At 36.2% G+C, this 20,634-nt stretch carries 19 protein-coding genes; 9 read left to right on the forward strand and 10 right to left on the reverse strand.

Features of this window, described 5'->3' with window-relative positions; genetic code table 11:
* Positions 1-42: 42 nt before the first annotated feature.
* Both CBF31_RS06215 and trmB read left to right on the forward strand, forming a co-directional pair.
* Positions 43-825 (forward strand): phosphotransferase family protein, encoded by a 783-nt coding sequence (locus CBF31_RS06215; protein WP_126831523.1) that lies wholly within the window; start codon positions 43-45, stop codon positions 823-825.
* 61 nt (positions 826-886) lie between these two features.
* Entirely contained in the window at positions 887-1,540 is a 654-nt protein-coding gene (trmB, locus tag CBF31_RS06220; RefSeq protein WP_126831524.1) for a tRNA (guanosine(46)-N7)-methyltransferase TrmB, read from the forward strand.
* Positions 1,541-1,563: 23 nt separating this feature from the next.
* Here the strand turns inward: trmB and CBF31_RS06225 are convergent, their stop codons facing one another.
* Positions 1,564-1,896, reverse strand: a complete 333-nt coding sequence (locus tag CBF31_RS06225; protein WP_126831525.1) for a PepSY domain-containing protein — start codon at positions 1,894-1,896, stop codon at positions 1,564-1,566.
* A gap of 22 nt (positions 1,897-1,918) precedes the next feature.
* Complete coding sequence (locus CBF31_RS06230; protein WP_170167890.1) at positions 1,919-2,473, reverse strand: NUDIX hydrolase; 555 nt, start codon at positions 2,471-2,473, stop codon at positions 1,919-1,921.
* A gap of 134 nt (positions 2,474-2,607) precedes the next feature.
* On the opposite strand from CBF31_RS06230, the gene pepA reads away from it, so the two are divergent.
* The 4 genes from pepA to ytpR are packed head-to-tail and all read left to right on the forward strand — an operon-like array spanning position 2,608 to position 5,144.
* Positions 2,608-3,684: a glutamyl aminopeptidase gene (gene pepA / locus CBF31_RS06235; RefSeq protein ID WP_126831527.1), complete on the forward strand. Its 1,077-nt coding sequence runs from the start codon at positions 2,608-2,610 to the stop codon at positions 3,682-3,684.
* 9 nt (positions 3,685-3,693) lie between these two features.
* Positions 3,694-4,011 (forward strand): thioredoxin family protein, encoded by a 318-nt coding sequence (locus CBF31_RS06240; protein ID WP_126831528.1) that lies wholly within the window; start codon positions 3,694-3,696, stop codon positions 4,009-4,011.
* Between the two features lie 22 nt (positions 4,012-4,033).
* Complete coding sequence (locus tag CBF31_RS06245; protein ID WP_126831529.1) at positions 4,034-4,489, forward strand: universal stress protein; 456 nt, start codon at positions 4,034-4,036, stop codon at positions 4,487-4,489.
* Between the two features lie 28 nt (positions 4,490-4,517).
* Complete coding sequence (gene ytpR, locus CBF31_RS06250) at positions 4,518-5,144, forward strand: YtpR family tRNA-binding protein (protein ID WP_126831530.1); 627 nt, start codon at positions 4,518-4,520, stop codon at positions 5,142-5,144.
* Positions 5,145-5,181: 37 nt separating this feature from the next.
* Here the strand turns inward: ytpR and CBF31_RS06255 are convergent, their stop codons facing one another.
* From CBF31_RS06255 to CBF31_RS06275, 5 genes are all read right to left on the reverse strand, one after another.
* Complete coding sequence (locus CBF31_RS06255) at positions 5,182-6,123, reverse strand: 3'-5' exoribonuclease YhaM family protein (RefSeq protein WP_126831531.1); 942 nt, start codon at positions 6,121-6,123, stop codon at positions 5,182-5,184.
* A gap of 12 nt (positions 6,124-6,135) precedes the next feature.
* Entirely contained in the window at positions 6,136-8,805 is a 2,670-nt protein-coding gene (locus CBF31_RS06260; protein ID WP_126831532.1) for an ATP-binding protein, read from the reverse strand.
* Positions 8,795-10,045, reverse strand: coding sequence for a metallophosphoesterase family protein (locus CBF31_RS06265; protein WP_126831533.1), 1,251 nt, complete (start codon positions 10,043-10,045; stop codon positions 8,795-8,797). The genes CBF31_RS06260 and CBF31_RS06265 overlap by 11 nt, the downstream gene beginning before the upstream one ends.
* 95 nt (positions 10,046-10,140) lie before the next feature.
* Entirely contained in the window at positions 10,141-10,488 is a 348-nt protein-coding gene (locus CBF31_RS06270; protein ID WP_126831534.1) for a YlbF/YmcA family competence regulator, read from the reverse strand.
* A gap of 81 nt (positions 10,489-10,569) precedes the next feature.
* A complete protein-coding gene (locus tag CBF31_RS06275) occupies positions 10,570-12,714 on the reverse strand; it encodes a PBP1A family penicillin-binding protein (RefSeq protein ID WP_126831535.1) in 2,145 nt (714 codons plus the stop codon).
* 206 nt (positions 12,715-12,920) lie between these two features.
* On the opposite strand from CBF31_RS06275, the gene CBF31_RS06280 reads away from it, so the two are divergent.
* A complete protein-coding gene (locus CBF31_RS06280; RefSeq protein WP_126831536.1) occupies positions 12,921-13,787 on the forward strand; it encodes an RluA family pseudouridine synthase in 867 nt (288 codons plus the stop codon).
* A 42-nt stretch (positions 13,788-13,829) separates the two neighbouring features.
* Here the strand turns inward: CBF31_RS06280 and argR are convergent, their stop codons facing one another.
* The gene (gene argR / locus CBF31_RS06285) at positions 13,830-14,282 is read right to left on the reverse strand and encodes an arginine repressor (protein ID WP_126831537.1); all 453 of its coding nucleotides are present in this window, start codon (positions 14,280-14,282) and stop codon (positions 13,830-13,832) included.
* 243 nt (positions 14,283-14,525) lie between these two features.
* Here argR and argS point away from each other — a divergent pair, with 243 nt between their 5' ends.
* Positions 14,526-16,217 (forward strand): arginine--tRNA ligase, encoded by a 1,692-nt coding sequence (argS, locus tag CBF31_RS06290; RefSeq protein ID WP_126831538.1) that lies wholly within the window; start codon positions 14,526-14,528, stop codon positions 16,215-16,217.
* Positions 16,218-16,262: 45 nt separating this feature from the next.
* Here the strand turns inward: argS and CBF31_RS06295 are convergent, their stop codons facing one another.
* Positions 16,263-16,760 (reverse strand): QueT transporter family protein, encoded by a 498-nt coding sequence (locus CBF31_RS06295; RefSeq protein WP_126831539.1) that lies wholly within the window; start codon positions 16,758-16,760, stop codon positions 16,263-16,265.
* Between the two features lie 221 nt (positions 16,761-16,981).
* Here CBF31_RS06295 and CBF31_RS06300 point away from each other — a divergent pair, with 221 nt between their 5' ends.
* Complete coding sequence (locus CBF31_RS06300; protein ID WP_126831540.1) at positions 16,982-17,947, forward strand: diacylglycerol/lipid kinase family protein; 966 nt, start codon at positions 16,982-16,984, stop codon at positions 17,945-17,947.
* Positions 17,948-17,983: 36 nt separating this feature from the next.
* On the opposite strand, the gene recD2 is transcribed toward CBF31_RS06300, so the two are convergent.
* Entirely contained in the window at positions 17,984-20,599 is a 2,616-nt protein-coding gene (gene recD2 / locus CBF31_RS06305; protein ID WP_126831541.1) for an SF1B family DNA helicase RecD2, read from the reverse strand.
* Positions 20,600-20,634 lie beyond the last annotated feature (35 nt).

Raw genomic sequence — 20,634 nt, forward strand, 5'->3', positions numbered from 1 at the left:
ATGAAGGGTACAAGTGTATTCCAAAGACAAGGTGGAGACGAAATGATTACAGATTTTCAATTTGATAAAAAATGGACTCTCCAACCAATTAAAGGAGAAACGGGACAAACTTATTTAGGTATTTCTGGCGATGAAAAAGTGTTTATAAAACGCAACTCATCCCCTTTTCTAGCCGCATTATCAAGGGAAGGGATTGCTCCTAAATTAATTTGGACCAAACGAACGGGTAATGGCGATATCCTTACAGCTCAAGAATGGTTAGAAGGAAGTTTACTCTCTCCAGAAGTTGTCGGAAACAGCCGCGAAGTGATTACAATCATGAAGCATTTACATCAGTCAGACTCATTAAAAAGTATGCTTAAAAAGGTCGGAGGCGAAGAACAAACAGCTCTAGACTTCCTAAGTGCCTATGTTGATGATTTGCCGACAGCACTTCGAACCAATCAATACCTCGAAAGTGTTTTCCGCTATTTAGAAAACTACTTACCTGAACCAGTTGAACCTAGAGCATGTCACGGAGATCCCCTCCATCATAACTGGCTTCTATCAGAAGAAGGCCGTCTTTATCTAGTGGACTGGGACTCGAGTATGTTAGCTGATCCTGCTAGTGACTTAGGAACTATTTTAGGTCGCTATGTTGCTCACCATAACTGGCATCACTGGTTACTCGTTTATGGCATTGAGCCAGACAAAGATGATATGGACCGAATTTATTGGTACTGTGGTATCAATTTCCTTTTAAGAATTAAGCAAGCTTACTTAAATGAGAATTTTAAATTAATGAATCACGAAATAGCTTTGCTAAAAGAAATATATATTTATTAAAAAGCTCTCTGATGCGAGATGGTCAGAGAGTTTTAATTTGAAAAAATAAGGAGAATGATTTATGCGCGTTAAAAATAAGCCGTGGGCTAAAGACAAACTTGCTGAATACCCACAATACGTTGTAAATGAACCTGAAATTTGGAAAGGACGTTGGCAAGAACGTTTTGGAAAAGAACAACCTCTTCATATCGAAGTTGGAACAGGTAAAGGCCAATTTATTTATCAAATGGCTAAAGCTAATCCTGAGATTAACTATATTGGGATTGAAATTGAAACAAGCGTTATCGTTACTGCCCTTGAAAAATTAATTGAGGAAGAATTACCTAATTTGCAACTTTTAAGAGTTGATGGACGTGATTTAACAGAATATTTCAATGACGCTGAAGTTGATTTGGTTTACTTAAACTTTTCTGACCCTTGGCCTAAAACACGCCATGCTAAACGTCGTTTAACTTATAAAACATTTTTAGCAACTTATGAAAAGATTTTAGTTCCTAATGGAGAAATTCATTTTAAAACTGATAACCAAGGTTTGTTTGAATATTCTCTAGCAAGCTTTTCACAGTATGGCATGATTATCAATCAAGTTTGGTTAGATCTACATAACTCAAACTTCGAAGGTAATATCAAAACGGAATATGAAGAAAAATTCTCAACTAAAGGATTTAGAATCAATCGTGTTGAGGCTTACTTTCCATCAAAAGAAGATAAATAAAAAGCTCGCGTAGGCGAGCTTTTTTAATTTAATCTATAAATATCAATAACAGTTCCGGTATAGGCATCTGCAATAAATTCATACTGAACGAGCACTTCATCTTCTCGACGAGTAATACCACCTGTATATACTTTAGTTTTAATTGCATAACGTCTCAGCTCTTCTTTTTTCATCTGAATCCAAGCCCCTTCAATTGGCCCTTCTTCTGAGAATGATAATTTGATAGCTTCTAATACATCACTTGCACTCTTTGTCTTAGCTTTGTTTATCATTAAAGCTAATCCGCCACCTAACACCATTCCACAAGCTAAACCCACACCTGCGGTTAGTCCTAATTTCTCCCACTCTTTTTTCATTATATCCCCTCTTTCGATAATTTTATTTTTGACCTTCGCTAAACTCTTTTAGTTTATTATAAATGGGTAACATATGCTCTTCTTTTACTACTTTATCTAACTCGCTTATCTCAAACCATTGAACACCATTAGTCTCTTCCTCATTTTTAACTAATTTTTCATTTTCATCTGCAATTAATACAAATGATAGAGACAAGTGAACATGAGGCGATACCCATTTATTATTTTTTAAATGACCTACAACAGGTAGTATATCTACACTTGCAACCTCTTCTGATAAAAACTCAAGATTTTTCAAACCTGTTTCTTCTTGAGCCTCTTTTAAAGCGACTGCTCTAAAATCATCTTCTCCATCCATATGACCACCTACCCAACCCCAAGCATCATATAGTTTATGGTTGATGAATAAAACTTTTGTTCGATCTTTATTTATAATAAAAGTTGAACTTGTATAATGAGCATAATCATTTTCTCGATACAAAAGATTATCAAAATTATTTTCTAATGAGTCAATCCTTTTCAGAGCTTCTTTCTCTTGCTCGCATCTCGGACTGTAATGTTTCAGAATTTCCTTCATGGGCATTCACTCCTTCTTAATCTCTATTGTATCATAGCTTTTTTCAAAACAACCATATAAAAAAGCGAATTCATGCGTTATAATGTAGGTAATAAACGAAAGCGAGGTGGGCTCTGCAACTTGCAGAGAAATTTATGGAAGAAAAAACTTTTCAATTAATCAAGAAAATGACTGAAATTCAAGGCACAAGCGGTTTCGAAGACGACGTACGTGAAGTAATGACTAAGGAAATGACTCCTTTTGTCGACAAAATTGAATACGATGGTTTAGGTGGCGTATTCGGGATTAAAAAAAGTAAAGCTGAAAACGCACCACGCGTTATGTTAGCTGCTCACATGGATGAAGTTGGGTTCATGTTAGCACAAATCCAAGATAACGGTATGTTCCGTGTTGTTCCTTTGGGCGGATGGAATCCATACGTTGTCTCAGCACAACGTTACACATTAAAAACACGTAAAGGTAACTACCCTGTTATTTCTTCATCAGTTCCACCACATTTATTACGAGGTACTGACGGACAATCTAAAGTTGAAGCTGCTGATATCTTATTCGATGCTGGTTTCGATTCTAAAGAAGAAGCTGAAAGCTATGGCGTACGTCCTGGTGACAGTATTGTTCCAGAATCTACAACAATTAAAACTGCTAATGGCAAAAATATCATCAGTAAAGCTTGGGATAACCGTTACGGCTGTAGCTTAGTTATCGAAGTTTTAGAAGCTCTTAAAGATGTTGAACTACCCTTCACATTAATCGCAGGAGCAAACGTTCAAGAAGAAGTTGGCTTACGTGGAGCTAAACCTTCTACAAATAAATTTAAACCAGATTTATTCTTCGCAGTTGACTGCTCACCTGCTAATGATTTAAATGGTAAAAAAGATACTTATGGTCACTTAGGTGAAGGATTCTTAGTTCGTATTTTCGATCCAGGCATGATTACTTTAGGTCGTATGCGTAACTTTATCTTAGACGTTGCAGAAGGCAACAATATTAAACACCAATACTTTGTTTCTAAAGGCGGTACTGATGCTGGTGCGGCTCACTTAGCTAATGATGGTGTTCCTAGTGCTGTTATCGGTGTGGCTGGACGTTATATCCATACTCACCAAACTATGTTTAATATCGAAGATTACGAATCAGCTAAAGAAATGGTTCTTACAATTATGAACACATTAGATGCTGACAAAGTAAACGAAATTATTTACGGAAAGTAGGCTTTTATTTTGATTATCCCAACTTCATATGAAGAATTAGCAAACTATGTTGAGAATGACAATTGCGTCTTTTTCTTCACAGCAGAATGGTGTGGCGACTGTGTTTTTATTAAACCAGTTATGCCAGAAATTTCTGAAATGTACCCTGATTACAAATTTATTCAAGTTGATCGCGATGAATTTATCGACTTATGTGGAGAATGGGCGATCTTCGGTATCCCTAGTTTTGTTGTCACAAGCAAAGGCAAAGAAGTGGCCCGTCTTGTAAATAAAGAACGTAAGACAAAAGAACAAGTTATTACATTCTTAAATGATGCCATAAAATAACCCCTTAAGGAAGGTGAGTCACATGTTAGAAACACAAGAATATCAACGTATTTTAGTCGGAATAGATGGTAGTGACCAAGCACGCGAAGCTTTTGATAAAGCTCTTGCAGTAGCTGAAAGAAACAAAGCCAAAATTTTCGTTGCTCATATTATTGAAAACAGATTATATGGCAACATGGGATACTCACTTGTCAACCCGGATTTAATTCAACAAGAAACAGACCGCTCTAAAGAGGTCTTAGAAGAATATAAAGAATACGCTCATTCTAAAGGTATCGATGAAGTCGAAACCATTTTAGCATTTGGCTCACCTAAGACCTTAATGGCGGAAGACTTGCCAACAGCTCACAAAACTGATTTAATAATGGTTGGGCAGTCTGGCCTAAGTGCAGTTGAAAAATTAATGATGGGAAGTGTCAGTGATTATATCATTCGTCATGCCCCATGTGACGTTTTAGTTGTACGTCCAGAAAAATAAGCTTAATCACGGTTTAAAGGAGATTATCATGATTTTTAGTTATAACAAAGAACATGTTGGTGACACACTTTTAGTCACTGTTGCAAATGCTGCAGGCAATCCTGTCGCATCAGAATCAAAAGGAAACATTACACGTGTTTTCGTAGAAGAAACAAAAGAAACTGTTGGGTGGAATTTCTTCAACCTAAGCTCACTTCTACCTAACTTAACTGGTAACGGTCAAGTTTATCCGTCAACTGAAGAGATTGCTGCTTTGAACTCAGCTTTAAAAGAAGCAGGTTTCTCTGAAACATTAGAAGATGACGGTCGTCCTAAGATTGTTGTTGGCTATGTTAAAGAATGTGAAGCTCATCCAGATTCAGATCACCTATCTGTTACCCAAACAGAAGTTGACAATGGTGAGGTTTTACAAATCGTATGTGGTGCTTCAAACATCAAACAAGGCTTAACAGTCGTGGTTGCAAAACCTGGTGCTATGATGCCTGACGGTATGATGATTTGGCCAGGTGCTTTACGTGGTGTTGAAAGTCTTGGTATGATTTGCTCTGCTAAAGAATTACACGTACCAAATGCTCCTGAAGCTAAAGGTATATTAGAATTACCTGAAACGATGACAGTCGGCGAAGTTTTTGACGCTGCATCATACAAACTATAAAAAAAAGAGTTAACCTTCTTGAAGGTTAACTCTTTTTTTATACGTTTGGACGGTAAAAACTACGGTTGTCCATTCCAAATATACGTTCTGTAAACTCACCCGGTCCTACTTGTTTTACAGAGCCTAACATCATTTGAATAGATGCATCCATGTTGTCAATTTGATGAAGTACTTCGGCTTCAATAATACGTGGTCTTACTGGTGAACCATATTCTAGTAAACCATGATGAGATAAAATCATATGTTTTAATAAAATAACATCTTCAGAACGCTCATCAATTTTTAGTTGTACACAGGCTTTACTAATTTCTTCGTCAACTAGTACAATATGACCAATTAAATTTCCAGCTAGTGTGTATTCTGTGGAAACCGGACCAGATAATTCAATCACTTTTCCTAAATCATGTAAAATAACACCTGAGTAAAGTAATGAGGCATTTAATTCGGGATACTCTTTACACAATGCTTTCGCAATACGCAGCATACTTACCGTATGATATGCTAAACCACCTGCAAATGCATGGTGATTACGTTTAGCTGCTGGAAACTCGTAAAATTCCGTTTGATATTCTGTTAATAAATGACGAACAATACGATTCCAGGTTGCATTTGTAATTTCAAAAATAGTTTCTGTTATTTCTTCAACCATTTCTTCTTGCTTCACTGGTGATTTTTCCATATATAAAGTCGGATCGTTAGGTTCACCTTCTACAGCTAGACGCAATTGCAAGATTTTAATTTGAGCATTTCCTTGATAAACCTCACGCTTACCTGATAAGGATACAACGCTACCTGCAACAAAGCGACTAATTTCTTCTTCTGATGCTCCCCAAAATTTACCATCAATTGATCCTGAAGTATCTTGAAACGTAAAAGCGATAAATTTCTTACCGTTTTTTGCTACTCGAACATCTGCTTGTTTAACATATACAAAAATTTCAAATGTTTCATCTAGGGCAAGCTCTCTTAATTTTTTCATCTCTCTTCTCCTTTATAAATAATCCATTTTAAGCTCATTCACTTCTGCGTAAGTCATCAGTTCTTGATCAGAACTTAAACAAATCACTTGGTTAGCTTGGCTCATTTTTTGTAAGACATTAAACAATTGTATTTTACGTTGCTGGTCATAATGTAACCAAGCATCATCAATGATTAATGGAGCTTTTATTTCTTCTTGATAAGAAAGTATGAAAGCCAATCTTACTGATAATATCAACTGATCACGTGTCCCTGTTGATAATTCATCTAAATGATAACATACTCCCTCTTGATTACAAATAACTAAATGACCTTCTGACAAAAGGCATGTCACATATCTTTCATCTGTTAATTCAGATAATATATCTGAAACATATTCCAACAAATTCCCTAGTCGTTCTGATGTCAAACGCTCTAATAACTGTGTGACAACTTCTTCTCCAAGTTTATAGGTAGACCATTGTTCACTCAGTCTAGTCAACTCAGACTCTAACTCAGATTGTTCTTGGTAAAGGACTGCTAAGCTACCATCTGATTCTTGTTGTTTTAAATCAAAACGATATTCCTGCAACTTATTAGATAGCATCGTTTGTTCTAATTTCAATTGTTCCAACTCTTGTGACAATTTGCTATAGCTCTCTTTAAGCTTCTCTTCTGAATAGTTTATTTCACCAACATAAAGTCCTGACAGTTGTTGTTCTAGATAATATAATCGATTGTCATTCTCTTTTTTCTCTTCTGATTCCGCTAACCATAATTTGACATCTTCTATGGTTCTTAGCTGTCCATCTGACAATGCTAACATGTTTTGCTTAAGTTCAGTTTCACGCTGGGTTAGCTCTGCTAATGTCAGCCCCTGATGAACTGATTCACCTGTTTGGGTTAACTCAAGTTGTTGTTTTGCCTTATCTCCTACTTCATTATAAAATCGTTGCAACTCACTCAACCACTTCTCTTTACTGAACTTATGAGGTGGCAACCATTCTTTCATGAAAGACATTCTCTCTTGATATCGTGTAAATTGATCATCAAGTGAGGCTAGCTCTATCTGTTGGTCTTCTATTCTTTGAATAAGAGTTTCTTCTTGCACAAGTAAAGGAATAGCATTACACCAATTCTCTGCAGGTTGATCGACGTTCAGGTTATATTTCCTTGCAACTTGTTCCTTCTCATATAGAAGTACTTGCTTTATTTGTTCAAGATTTTCTTTTCTTTTAACTAATTCTTCCGGAAGCACTTCTTTAAGTTGTCGTTTTTTTGAAACTGCTAGTAACTGTTTAGTTGTCATAAAGCGCCATGACCATAACCCAATTGTTACTATACCTAACAGTACAAAAAAAACCCCTACACTGGCGTAAGAAAGTATTAAGAGTAAGAACCCAATACCTAGTATTCCTATTGGAGCAACCAACCATTTTAGCAACTGAGCTTTTTCACTTTCCAAATGAGCTAGGTAATAATTTTCTTTAGAACGCTCTTCTTGAACAGCTTGTATCCATTCTACTTCTAGTTTTTCGTAATCATGCTCTTGCTCCGCTACACGCTCAATTTCTTTTTGAGCATCTTCAGTTATTTTAAGGCGCGATGTTCCTGCATGGTTTATAGTTACCGTTTGATTTAACTTTTCGGTTACTTGCTTCAAATCATGTTCCAATTCTGTAATAGTTTCACGTATCCACGACTCTTTTAATAAAACCTGCTCTACCTCTGAAAAGTGCAAACTCGCTTCTTCTAATTCCGATTCATTTGCTATATAAAACGTTACAGCTGGTGACACTGTTGCTTGATTGATCAATGCCAACTGAGCTGATTGATAGGTTTCTTTTTGATCTTGAAGATACTCATATCTCACTAACAACTCTTGAAGGTCTTTCTTTTTAGACTCTTCAAAATCAAACCCCATCAGCAGTTTATCCTTTAAAAGGCTTTGGTATTCCTTATATAAATCGTATGATTTTATTTGTTTGGAAATAAGTTGTCGGCTTTCGTCAACAGATTGACACTTCTTTTGATTTTCTTGAAGTTCTTTAGTTGCTTGTTTCTCACTAGTAAGCAGTGTACGGTAGTTTTTTTCATTCGCTTCTTTCTGAGCAATCAATCGTTTCAAGTCTCGATATGTTTCGAGTTGTTGATTAAGCTCTGGTACTCGTCCTTTTACTTTATAAAGTTTTTGACGTTCTTTATTATAGTCGTCTGCTAGTTGCATCAAGCGATGACTCCCAGTTGCACCTATAGAAAGTAGAGACCGTTGCAGGGCTTCTTCTGAAAGACCTTTGTACTGAAAAAGTTGTTCAGGATCTAGGCTATAAATTTCATCAAATAATGTTGAAGTCAAAGGGGCAAGTAACTCTTTTAACGTTTGGTCATCTCCCTCTATCCCTTCTTCAAAATAAACCTTAGCTTTCCCTTTATGGCTTCCTTCAAATCGTTCTATTTTCACATCACCATACCCTGGCACTGTCAGCCATAAACGTCCTCCAAATTGATCGGTATCATGAGGCTTGTATAGTTGAGTCTTTTTATTACGTGTAGAAAAGCCAAATAACATGGTTCTTATAAAGTGATACAGAGTGGATTTACCAGCTTCATTATCTCCGTATAGTACCATCATGTCTGGTGAAATAGTTACGGTTTTATTGCGCCAATGTCCAAAGGCTACTATTTCTAATCGTCTAATTCTCATATTTAGCAGCACCTCTTCCACCTAAATCGTTTAATAATTGTTGATAAGTTTCATAAAAAACGGCTTCTTTAAAGCGACTATCTTGCTCTAAAATTTGTCTTAGCTCTGGTTGTTTTAATAAATCTAACACGGTCTGATTAAACTTCTCTTCTGTATTGAATGCTACAATTTCATCTTGTATAGCTTGTGCTGATAATCCTAATGGAAGTGTCAACCTATCTATTAATGTTTCTTGGGATAGGCTAACAAGCCATACTTGTTCGTTAGATAACTTATATAATTGCTCTTGTAAATAACTTAACACTTCTAGTTGCTCTAACTCTTTGCTAATTTCCTGACGTAATTGTTCAGGGATATCACACCATTCAAGGAGTGCGAAGGTTATATTCTCACCTTTCCAACTCACGTTGTTAAATTGTTCCTCTGTCTCAACTAAACACTCACTTAGCGTTCTTGCATATTTCAAGCTGATGCTAACTTTCTGCCAAGCAATTTTAGCAACTGGTAACCACTCTAGCGAAACCTCTTTTCCAGTCATCCCAACTATTACTACACCTCGACTGTTTATTTCTTTTCTAGTATGTCCTATTGGCGATCCGGGGTAAACCATCAATGGTTCCTCACTTATAAATTGAGGTTGATGAATGTGACCTAACGCCCAATAGTCATAACCTTTTTCTTTTAATTCTGCTAAGTTAAACGGTGCATATCTATCTGTATCAACATTTCCAGATTGAAGTTGACCATGATATAAACCAATGTGATACGTGCTATCTATACTCTTTACAGGGAATTTTTTTCCCTTATTGTCCGACAACCACTTTGATTGGTAAGAAAAACCACTCACAGAAACTAACTCACCTGTTTTTAGACGTACGTCAACTGTTTCAATTTCCTCACTAATTATGATATGAACATTATTCGGAAAGTCAAACCAATACTTTTCAGGAGCGTAATAATCATGATTACCAAACGTAAGAACAGTTGGAATATCGTATTGTTCCAATCTTTTTAGACCGTTGATGAAGTGATGCTGACTGTTAACTGATATTACGGATTGATGAAAGGTGTCACCTACTATTACAACTAAATCAACGTCTTTCTCTATAGCTAAAGCAACTGTATTTTTCCAAGCATTCAGGTTCTCATTTGCTAATTTCTCCCTAACTTTTCTTGGTAACTTCCCAAGTCCTTCAAATGCCTGATCCATATGCAAATCTGCAACATGTAAGATTTTCATGCTACCGCCTCCTTTCCAACTACCAAATGTATGTTCTTATTTTAACAAAAAAAAACGAAGGACTCCACCTTTTACAGGGAGCCTTCGAGAAAGTTTTAAACTTCAGCGTATAATTCTTGGATAGGTTTCATAATGACACGATTTAAATCATTAATAATCATGCTGAACCCTTGTTCTTTTGTCATTAATTCGTTGATTAAGTCAGACTCTTGAACTTTTTCAGCTAGTTCTTGAGCTAATTTAGCATCGTCTTCAGAGAACTCTTGACCTTGCATTTGTTTTTGTTGTAATTCCATTTGTAATGTTTGGAATTCTTTAAATAATTTAAAAGTTGCTTCGTCAGCTTTAACACCTTCAAATGCTTCTCTTAAAGCTAAAAATTCTGGTAATTCACGGATTTCTTTTTCAATTTGGTTCGCACTATCATAAATATTAACAGTCATAACTAACTTCCTCTCTCTTTTTAAAGTCCTATACAGTATAACATTCTACCTTGTTTTTTACTAATTTTCTACCTCAAATACTTATTGACTCACTTTTCCCCAAAGGGCACCTAATGAATCCTTAACGCTCCTCATACCATCACCGATTTGATCCCCCCAATAATCAGCACCTTCTTTGACTTTAGAACCAAATTTAGATAAGCCATCTTTAACTTGAGATCCAATTTTAGAGGCTTGTTCTTTCGCTTCTTTTACATTGATTGACCCATCGTTTTCATTTTCAACATCAAATGATGTTCCCGGTGAATGTGATAATATTCGATTAGCTTGATCTTTAAATATTGGAGAAATCCCTTGAGTACTTGAACCTTCTAAGTAATGAATGTCACTACTTTCATCAAAACCAATCCATGTTGCTATAACAACATCTGGTGTGTAACCGATAATCCACTGATCTTTTGATTGTTCGTCAACGTTGACACTTTCGGTTGTTCCAGTTTTCCCTGCCATCACGTAACCATCAGGTTTTGCAGGAGCACCTGTTCCCTCAGAAAAGACGCCCATTAACATACTTGTCATTTTTTTCGAAACTTCAGGTGTCGTTACTTGTTTTGATTTTGCTTCTTCGTTGTCAACAATGACCGCACCTGTTGCATCTACAATCTTACGAATAAAGTGTGGCTCTTTACGTTTCCCATTATTAGCAAATACAGTATAAGCACTTGCCATCTTCATAGGGGTTGTCCCTTTAGTCATACCACCTAGCACTAGACCAGGGTAACGGTCTTTTTTATCTAAATCAATGCCAAATTTTTCTACTTTATTCATGCCGTTGTCCATGCCAACCTTATCAAACAACCACACTGCTGGTGCATTTAAACTTTGAATTACGGCTTGATACATGGTCACTTCATCACGGAAAACACGATCGTAATTTTCAACATCATAAAAATCTAATTTTTTATCTTGCAACATATCTGTTGGTTTGTAACCATTTTCTAAAGCTGTTGTGTATACTGCCAGCGGCTTCATTGTTGAGCCTGGTGACAATGATGATTGAGTCGCACGATTTAAACCGCGACTTGTACGTTCACCACGTCCACCTATTACAGCTTCAACCCCTCCTGTTTTAGGGTTGATTGCAATTGAAGCACCTTGAACTTTTTCACCATCACTAGCATCTGGTGGGAACAACTCATCACGTTTAAAGGTTTCATCCATGTCAACCTGTGATTGTTGATCTAAAGTTGTATAAATCTTGTAGCCTTTTGTTAGTAATTCATCATCTTTTATTTTATATTTTTTACTTGCTTCATTGACTACTGCATCAAAGTAATCCATGTATTGGTAGCCTTTTTTAGTATCCCAATAGTCATCTGTTATATAAAGTTCATCTGCTTCTAACTTGTCTGCTGTCTCTCTATCCAACTTGCCATTTGCTACCATTAACTCTAACACAGTGTCTCTTCGATTTACTGCATTTTCATGGTTGTCAATCGGGTTATACAGCGATGGTCCTTTTAACATGCCGACAAGTACTGCTGCTTCATCAATGGTTACTTCTTTTGCACTTTTACCAAAATACTTATGAGAAGCATCTTCTACACCCCACACATTATTTGCAAAGTAAGCGTGATTTAAATACATCTCTAATATTTCATCCTTAGAGTAATTTTTCTCAATTTCAATCGCCAAGAATAACTCTTTCGCTTTACGATTTAAAGTTTGATCTAATGTTAGGTACGCATTTTTAGCAAGTTGTTGCGTAAGTGTACTCCCACCACCAGTTACACGGCCACTCGTTACAATACCTACTGCCGCACGAGCAATCCCGCGTACATCAAATCCCTTATGTTCATAGAAACGTTTATCCTCGGTTGAAAGTAAGGCATTTGTTATGTTTGGTGAAATTTCTTTTAAATCAACAAATGTTCCTTTTTGACCATAACCATTTCCTGCCTCTTCATCATTCTTATCGTAAAATGTTGTCACTTGTGCAAGACTCGCCTTTAACGTCTCGACATTCGCACTTTTAGCCAAATAGAACATGTAAATACTTGTTCCTAATGAAATAAGTAGCACGATTAAAATTAAAATTTTATTGATTTGATACTTCTTCCATATTCGCTTCCTAAATTGATGGAATGTCTGTAGATGTGGCTTTAACCACGCCCAAAATGTTTTTATTTTTGTTCCTACTATTGATTTTATTTTTTGAAAGTCCATGTCATCACCTCTATTAGTCGGATTTATAATCTTACATCCTATTGTTATTCTATCACAGAACCATTAAAACACCCTAAGTCCAAAGTCTGATGTTTATTGATTATAAGGTTTATCATATCATGAAGTTATTTCATTTATATGATACAATACTTAAGAATTATGTAAATTTTATGACTTTAAATAGATAATAGATAATGGAGACCTATATGAAAATTGAAATAACACTACCAAGTGATTTTAAAGAAACAGAAGTTAGCACCCTTTTAGAAAAACAATGGCTTGTACCAAAGAAAGTACGTCATTTCTTGCGTACGGGTCAAAATGTTGCTGTAAACGATCAAACAGTGAAATTTCACGAAACCGCTACTGGTGGCGATAAAATCAGCTTAACCTTTGATGATGGGAATTACCCAACACCTTCAATTGAACACGGTGATGCTGGATTAATCACGCCTCTATTTGAAGATGAGCACCTTCTTATTGTTAACAAACCTGTTGGCATGAAAACTCATCCAAATGACCCTGGCGAAGAAGGCACACTTCTCAACCATGTTGCAGCTTACTTAGCTCAAACTGATACGATTCCTTATGTTGTTCACCGTTTAGATAGAGATACAAGTGGGGCGATTTTATTTGCTAAAAATCCCTTTATTCTTCCTATCTTAAGTCGTATGCTTGAAGCTAAAGCTATCAAACGTACATACCAAGCTGTAGCTAGTCGTGCCATCACACAAAAAGAAATGACCATCAACAAACGTATTACAAAAGACAGACATGATAGTCGTAAACGTATGGTCTCTGATGTAGCAGGTCAAGAAGCTATCACTCATGTGACATGTGACCATATTGGAGAAAACTGTTCTTATGTCTACTGCGTATTAGAAACTGGACGTACTCACCAAATACGCGTCCATTTAGCGAGCATGGGACATCCTATCATGGGTGACCCACTTTATCATCCACAACCAGATAGAGCCGCACGCTTGATGCTACACGCTTATGAATTGAGTCTAGTACATCCTCTAACTCAAGAAGCCATTACCGTTCAAGCCTTACCTTCATTGTGGGCTTAATAAATAAAAATCCCCTTCTCAACTAATGAGAAAGGGATTTTTTTATTTTAAATACTCTTGTAATTGTTTTTCTAGTTCTGCCGCAGCCTCATTACTTGTAGTGATAATAGATAATGTATTAGCTCCTGCCAATGTACCTGCAACGTTTTCTAATCCTAAATCATCTATAATAGCGCCAATGATATTTGCTGCTCCTAAATAAGTTTGAACGACTACCATAAATTGTACCTGGCTAATTGATTTAACTGACTCTTCAACAACTTCTTTCAAGCGTTCTTCACCATCATTAATCACCTGTGTGTTCACCACATATTTCGTACGACCTTCCGAATTTCTTCCTTTTACAATGCCCAATTCACGAATATCTCTAGAGATAGTAGCTTGTGTTGCTTGAACACCTTCACTAATTAAAGCTTCCAGTAAGTCTTCCTGTGTCTCAATATCTTGCTCTTGAATGATTTTTTTTATAATTCCTTGGCGGCTGCTCTTCTTCATAGTCTCCTCCTCATCCCTTGTTCTTTGCTTATAGTATACCAATTTTTTTGAATATTATGTATAATTTATGTGTAAATACTTAATTTTATTAATTTTTATGCACTGACTATTCTTTAATTTTGATAGTATTTCACTTGTTTTTTTGATATAATTAGCCACATATATCTCGTAGACTGTCCATTTATTCTGCTTTTTATTATCAGAAGATTGTTTACAGAAGAAACTAATTGGAGGATTACTATTATGAATGAAAGAAATGTTGTAGCAACAGCCCTTAATCAAGCACTATCCGAACATCTTTCAGTAGATGACATTTTAAATTTATTAGAAAACCCAAAAACAGCCCAACATGGGGATGTGGCTTTTCCCGTTTTCTCATTAGCTAAAGTGATGCGTAAAGCTCCTCAAGCTATTGCCGTAGAAATCGTAGAAAACATCCCTACTGAAGCATTTGAAAAAGTTGAAGTAGTCGGACCATATATCAACTTCTTCTTAGACAAACGTCTTGTAAGTAACGACACTTTACAAGCTATCGTAAAAGAAGATGCTAACTACGGTAACACAACAATCGGTGAAGGACGTAAAGTCCCTATCGATATGTCTTCACCAAATATTGCTAAACCAATGTCAATGGGACACTTACGTTCAACAGTTATTGGGAATTCATTAGCGAAAATTATGGATAAAATTGGCTATGAGTCAATCCGTATCAATCACTTAGGTGATTGGGGAACTCAATTTGGTAAATTAATGGTTGCTTATAAAAAATGGGGTTCGGAAGAAGCTGTTAAAGCTGCTCCTATTCAAGAACTTTTGCGTTTATATGTAAAATTCCATGAAGATGCTGAAACTGATTCTAGTTTAGAAGATGAAGGTCGTGCTTGGTTCAAGAAATTAGAAGATGGCGATGAAGAAGCTACAAACTTATGGACATGGTTCCGTGAAGAATCATTAAAAGAATTCCAACATGTTTATGACTTATTAGGTATTACATTTGATTCATTAAACGGTGAAGCTTTCTATAACGATAAAATGCAACCTGTAATTGATGTCTTACAAGAAAAAAATCTATTAGTATCAAGCCAAGGTGCTGATATTGTTGATTTAGAAAAATATGACTTAAATCCTGCTCTTATCCGCAAGTCTGATGGTGCTACTTTATACATGACACGTGACTTAGCTGCTGCGTTCTACCGTAAAGAAAACTACGACTTCGCACAATCTATCTACGTTGTAGGGAATGAACAATCTATTCACTTTAAACAATTAAAAGCAGTCTTAAATGAATTAGGTTTTGATTGGGCTAATGATATCCATCACGTACCTTTCGGCTTAATCACAAAAGATGGTAAAAAATTATCAACTCGTAAAGGTAAAATCGTCTTACTTGAAGAAGTACTTAATGAAGCAATCAACTTAGCTAAGGCACAAATCGAAGCTAAAAATCCTGATCTTGCTAACAAAGATCAAGTGGCTCATCAAGTTGGAGTTGGCGCTGTTATCTTCCACGACCTTAAAAATGATCGTCTAAATAACTTTGACTTCTCGTTAGAAGAAGTTGTTCGATTCGAAGGTGAAACAGGACCTTACGTACAATACACTCACACTCGTTGTGCTTCTATTTTACGTAAAACTAACTTCGAAGCTCAAGAAGATGCTGATTACTCTCTTGGCGATACTGAAAGTTGGGAAGTTATTAAATTACTTCAAGCTTTTCCTGCTACAGTTGTCCGTGCTTCTGAAAAATATGAGCCATCTGTTATTGCTAAACATGCGATTCAATTAGCTCAATCTTTCAATAAATATTATGCACACACTAAAATTGTCAATGATGACAGCGAACAACAAGCACGTCTAGCTTTAGTTCATGCTGTTAAAGTTGTATTAAAAGAAGATTTACGTCTATTAGGTTTAGAAGCACCTGAAGAAATGTAAAACACTCAAAAAGCCAACATCCTTAATCAAGGGTGTTGGCTTTTTTTACATTTTATCAAACTTTAAAGACTTGTTGATTGCATACATAACCGGTGCTGAAATCGTCATAATAATTAACTCACTTAATGCAAGACTACCGTAAGTTGCCCAAAATGGGATTGGTACGTCAGCAGTAATGATAATCATAATGGCAATTAATACCATACTAATGGTAAAGAACACGATATTCAAAATCATACGCATCAGCATATTGGGAACATATCTTGTTAGTAATGCCGTTAAACCAAGTGCAATAAAGGTTTGACCGCCACCGAACAAAACATCTAACCAAACAAGTTCTGAAAATAATAAGTTATAAAGAACAACGCCCCCTACAACACCCCACATTAGTTTTTTATTAAAAACGACTAAATGGTTTAAACTTTCAGATACTCTGAATTGAATGATACCTTGAGAAAAAGGTGATAGGACTGAAAGCGCCACATACATTGCCGCAATCACACCATTGATTACAAGGAACTTCGTTTTATTAGTTGTTGTCATTTACTTTTCCTCCTCCTAGTTTTGATTACGCGGGATGGTTGATGAACCGCGTCGAGGTCATTGTCCTATGGTTGCTCCCCTCAACAAAGCAACCGCTTTCCATTATAGGCTAACACGTCTGAACTTACAACCCAACTTTTAAACAAATTTATTTTATTAAAACTTCACTCACAACTCACGCATTTTTTTGATATAATAAACGTCTATGAAGGGAGTTTTTTATGACAGACTTATACTTGCATTTACTTATCAACGAAAAAGCTGGCAGCGGTTCTGGTAAAAAAGCTGCTGAACAAATTAAAAATTATCTCACAACTCATAATATTTCTTATGATACCTATACATCAAACTACCATGGACATGCTATAGAGATTGCTAAAAAACTCCTCTCTACAACTCTTAGATCCTGGAGTAGCTCGCTTACTGAAGAGAGTAAAACTTATCCACTACTTGTTGTTTTAGGTGGAGATGGCACACTACATGAAGTTATTAACGCTTTAGCAGCACATTCGAATATCCCGATTGGCTATATTCCTTGTGGTTCTGGTAATGATTTTGCTCGTGGTGTCAACTTAGAGCGTAAACCAATTGAAGCACTTGAACACCTTTTACGTATCAAAGAACCTGATTTTTATAACACTCTTTGCTATAAAGATAATAATACTGGTGATATAAACTATTGTTCTAATAACATTGGAATTGGTGTTGATGCTAATATTGTTGCAACCGCTAATCATTCTACTGCAAAGAAGCAACTAAATAAACTGAAACTTGGTTCACTTAGTTATCTAACAGCTGCTACTAGTGTCGTTTTTAAACAAAAAGGATTTCCTTTAACACTTATAACTGATGATGAAACCACTGAATTCAAAAACACTTTTTTATGTACGACAACCAACCACCCTTATTTTGGTGGAGGTGTTGCTCTTGCTCCCTTAGCTGACCCTAAAAAAGAAGATATGACCATCATGATAGTCGAACGTATTGCATTTCCTAAACTGGCTCGCTTGATTACACAACTCCTTAGAAGAAAGCATCTTTCTTCTAAATACTTGCATCAATACCATACAACTGAGGCTAGACTTATCAGTAAAACTTTACAATACGGTCAAGTTGATGGTGAAGAAATGGGTTATCAGCCATTTGATATTACCTTTACTACCCAGAAACGTCTCTTTTGGCTATAAAAATAACCTAATGCTAATATAGCATTAGGTTATTTTTTACATGAAATCATAAGGTGTTACATTTTCCATTCCAATCATCGGATCAACATTACCTGCTTGGATTGAAATCTCCACTTTAGAATCAAGTGAAACAGGTTCAGTAGGCTCTGAAATGACAGCTTTATCCTCTATGACTTCATCAAATAATGAGACTTCTTTGACTTGCTTTTCATCTCGAGTTACCACTTCGTTTTCTTTTTTTAATTCTTTAGCTTTCAGTTCTTTTAGCTTTTCTTTCGGAATCGGATCATATGAACCTAATCCGCCATCAATATCCTCAGTTGCTTCTGCCAGTAAACCAGACTCATATGCTTCAAGTTGGGTTCTAACGGTAAGCGATATATCCCCGGCAGAAATAATACGTTCTTGCAAGGTTGTCTGACGGTTGTCACCTTCATTTTGAACACATCGTTCAAACGCTTCTGGTTCCCCAACTAAAATAAGTAAGTCCTTACTTCGCGTCAAACCTGTATAAAAGAGATTACGCTGTAACATACGTTGATACTGCTTCACCATAGGTAAGATGACCATTTTAAACTCACTACCCTGAGATTTATGAATAGAACAACAGTACGATAGTGTAATTTTGTTCCACTCATTACGTTTATATGTTACCTCATTACTATCAAATTCGATAGTCAATTCATCAACTTTATCATCTGATTCTTTCGCCAAAGTAATCCCGACAATTTTCCCCATATCACCATTAAATACATTTGACTCTGGACTATTGACCAAATGAAGAACCTTATCTCCTATGCGGAATACTTTATCATTCCATTTTACTTCCTTGCGTTGACCTGTTTCGTTCGGGTTAAAAATCTCTTGCATCATATTATTAATATTATCAATCCCCGCAACCCCTCGATACATCGGTGCAAGCACTTGGATATCCGTCGGTGTAAAACCTTTGGCTTGTGCCTTCGTTACTACTTGTCTAATCACTTCTTCAATCTGATAAGCACTTGCTCTTATAAATGAACGGTCACTTTTATTTTGAGCAAAATCAACTGGCAACCTACCATCTTTAATATCATGTGCTAGTGGAATAATACTAGACTCATTTTCTTGACGGTAGATGTCAATCAACTCACAACTTGGAATATCTTCAATTGCTAATAAATCATGTAACACTTGACCCGGACCAACAGAAGGCAACTGGTCTTTATCTCCTACAAAAATAACTTGCATATTAGTTGGTATTGCTTTTAATAAAGTATTTGCCAACCACGTGTCAACCATTGACATCTCATCCACAATTAAAAGTCCACCTTCTAATTCCTTCGCACTTAGACTAGCATTTTTTTCTCGCCCATTTAAACCTAGTAAACGGTGGATAGTGCTTGCTGGTAAACCAGTTGTTTCATTCATCCTTTTAGCAGCTCGACCCGTTGGTGCTGCAAGTAAGATTGGAAAAATATCATTTTTATAATCATCAATATCTAGCGATAACCCGTTTAATTCCGCAAATAGGTTCACAATCCCGTTAATAACAGTTGTCTTACCCGTCCCTGGTCCCCCCGTTAGAATAAACAATGGGGATTTGATTGCTTCTTTTATGGCTTTTATTTGAGAATCACCGTAACTAATGTCAAAGTTCTTCTCAATCATTTCTAAATTAGAGGTAACATCATCATCGTTATATTTAATAGTCTTCTTACGACTTAATAATCGTTGAATAGCCGTCCCCACACCCCATTCTGAAAAGAATAGTGTGTTCTCATACAAGTGTGTCCCTTCTTGTTGCATCTTTCCTTCAGACACAGCAGCGATAATCTCTTGCGCTACTAAATCAGGAGCAATTGTAAAAGATCGACTCATCTCTAGCGTACGTATTGCTTTTTTTAATAATACTTCAGCGTCAATATAAGTGTCACCTGTCTCTAAACAACTACTCAACAGTTCATGAGTAATCGCTGCTCTGATGCGTTTTGGTGAATCAGCTGCGTAACCCAGTTGTTCCGCAATAGCATCTGCTTTTTTAAATCCAATCCCTTCAATGTCTTCCGTCAACTGATAAGGATTTTCTTGAATCACATTCAATGTTTCCTCTTGATAGGTTTGATAGATTGCCATCGCCAATTGACTCCCAAAACCATACTGGTTTAAACCAATAACGATTTGCTCCATCCCATAATTCAAACGAAGTGTTTCTAAAATCATCTCCCGCTTACTCTTTGTTAATGACGTCACTTCTTCTAAGCGTTTCGGGTCATCTAAAATAATGTCAATCACGTTGTCACCTAGTAAATCAACCATATTTTCAGCCGTCTTTTTCCCAATACCCGGGAATTTACTTCCCGATAAATAAGCAATTAAGCCACTACCAGATGTCGGTTTTTCTTGTTGATAATTATCAACTTGGAATTGTTGACCATACTTAGCATGGTCAACCAACTTACCCACAAAACGGTAACTCTCTTCTTCTTGGATTTGGCCAAAACTACCTGTAACAACTATCTCACTCTCTTCGAATGATGTATTTGTATCTACAACCTTAATAAGCATTACTTTATAAAAGTTGCTAGGATTCTGAAAGAAGATCGCTGCGACTTTACCTACAACATAATTCTCTTGGTGGTTAAATTCAGTATCTCCGAGCGTATCTATCATTTCATTTCCTCCTTTATTTGTCCAATTACTATCTT

This window comes from Vagococcus fessus (assembly GCF_003987565.1).
Classification (GTDB): Bacteria; Bacillota; Bacilli; order Lactobacillales; family Vagococcaceae; genus Vagococcus_D; species Vagococcus_D fessus.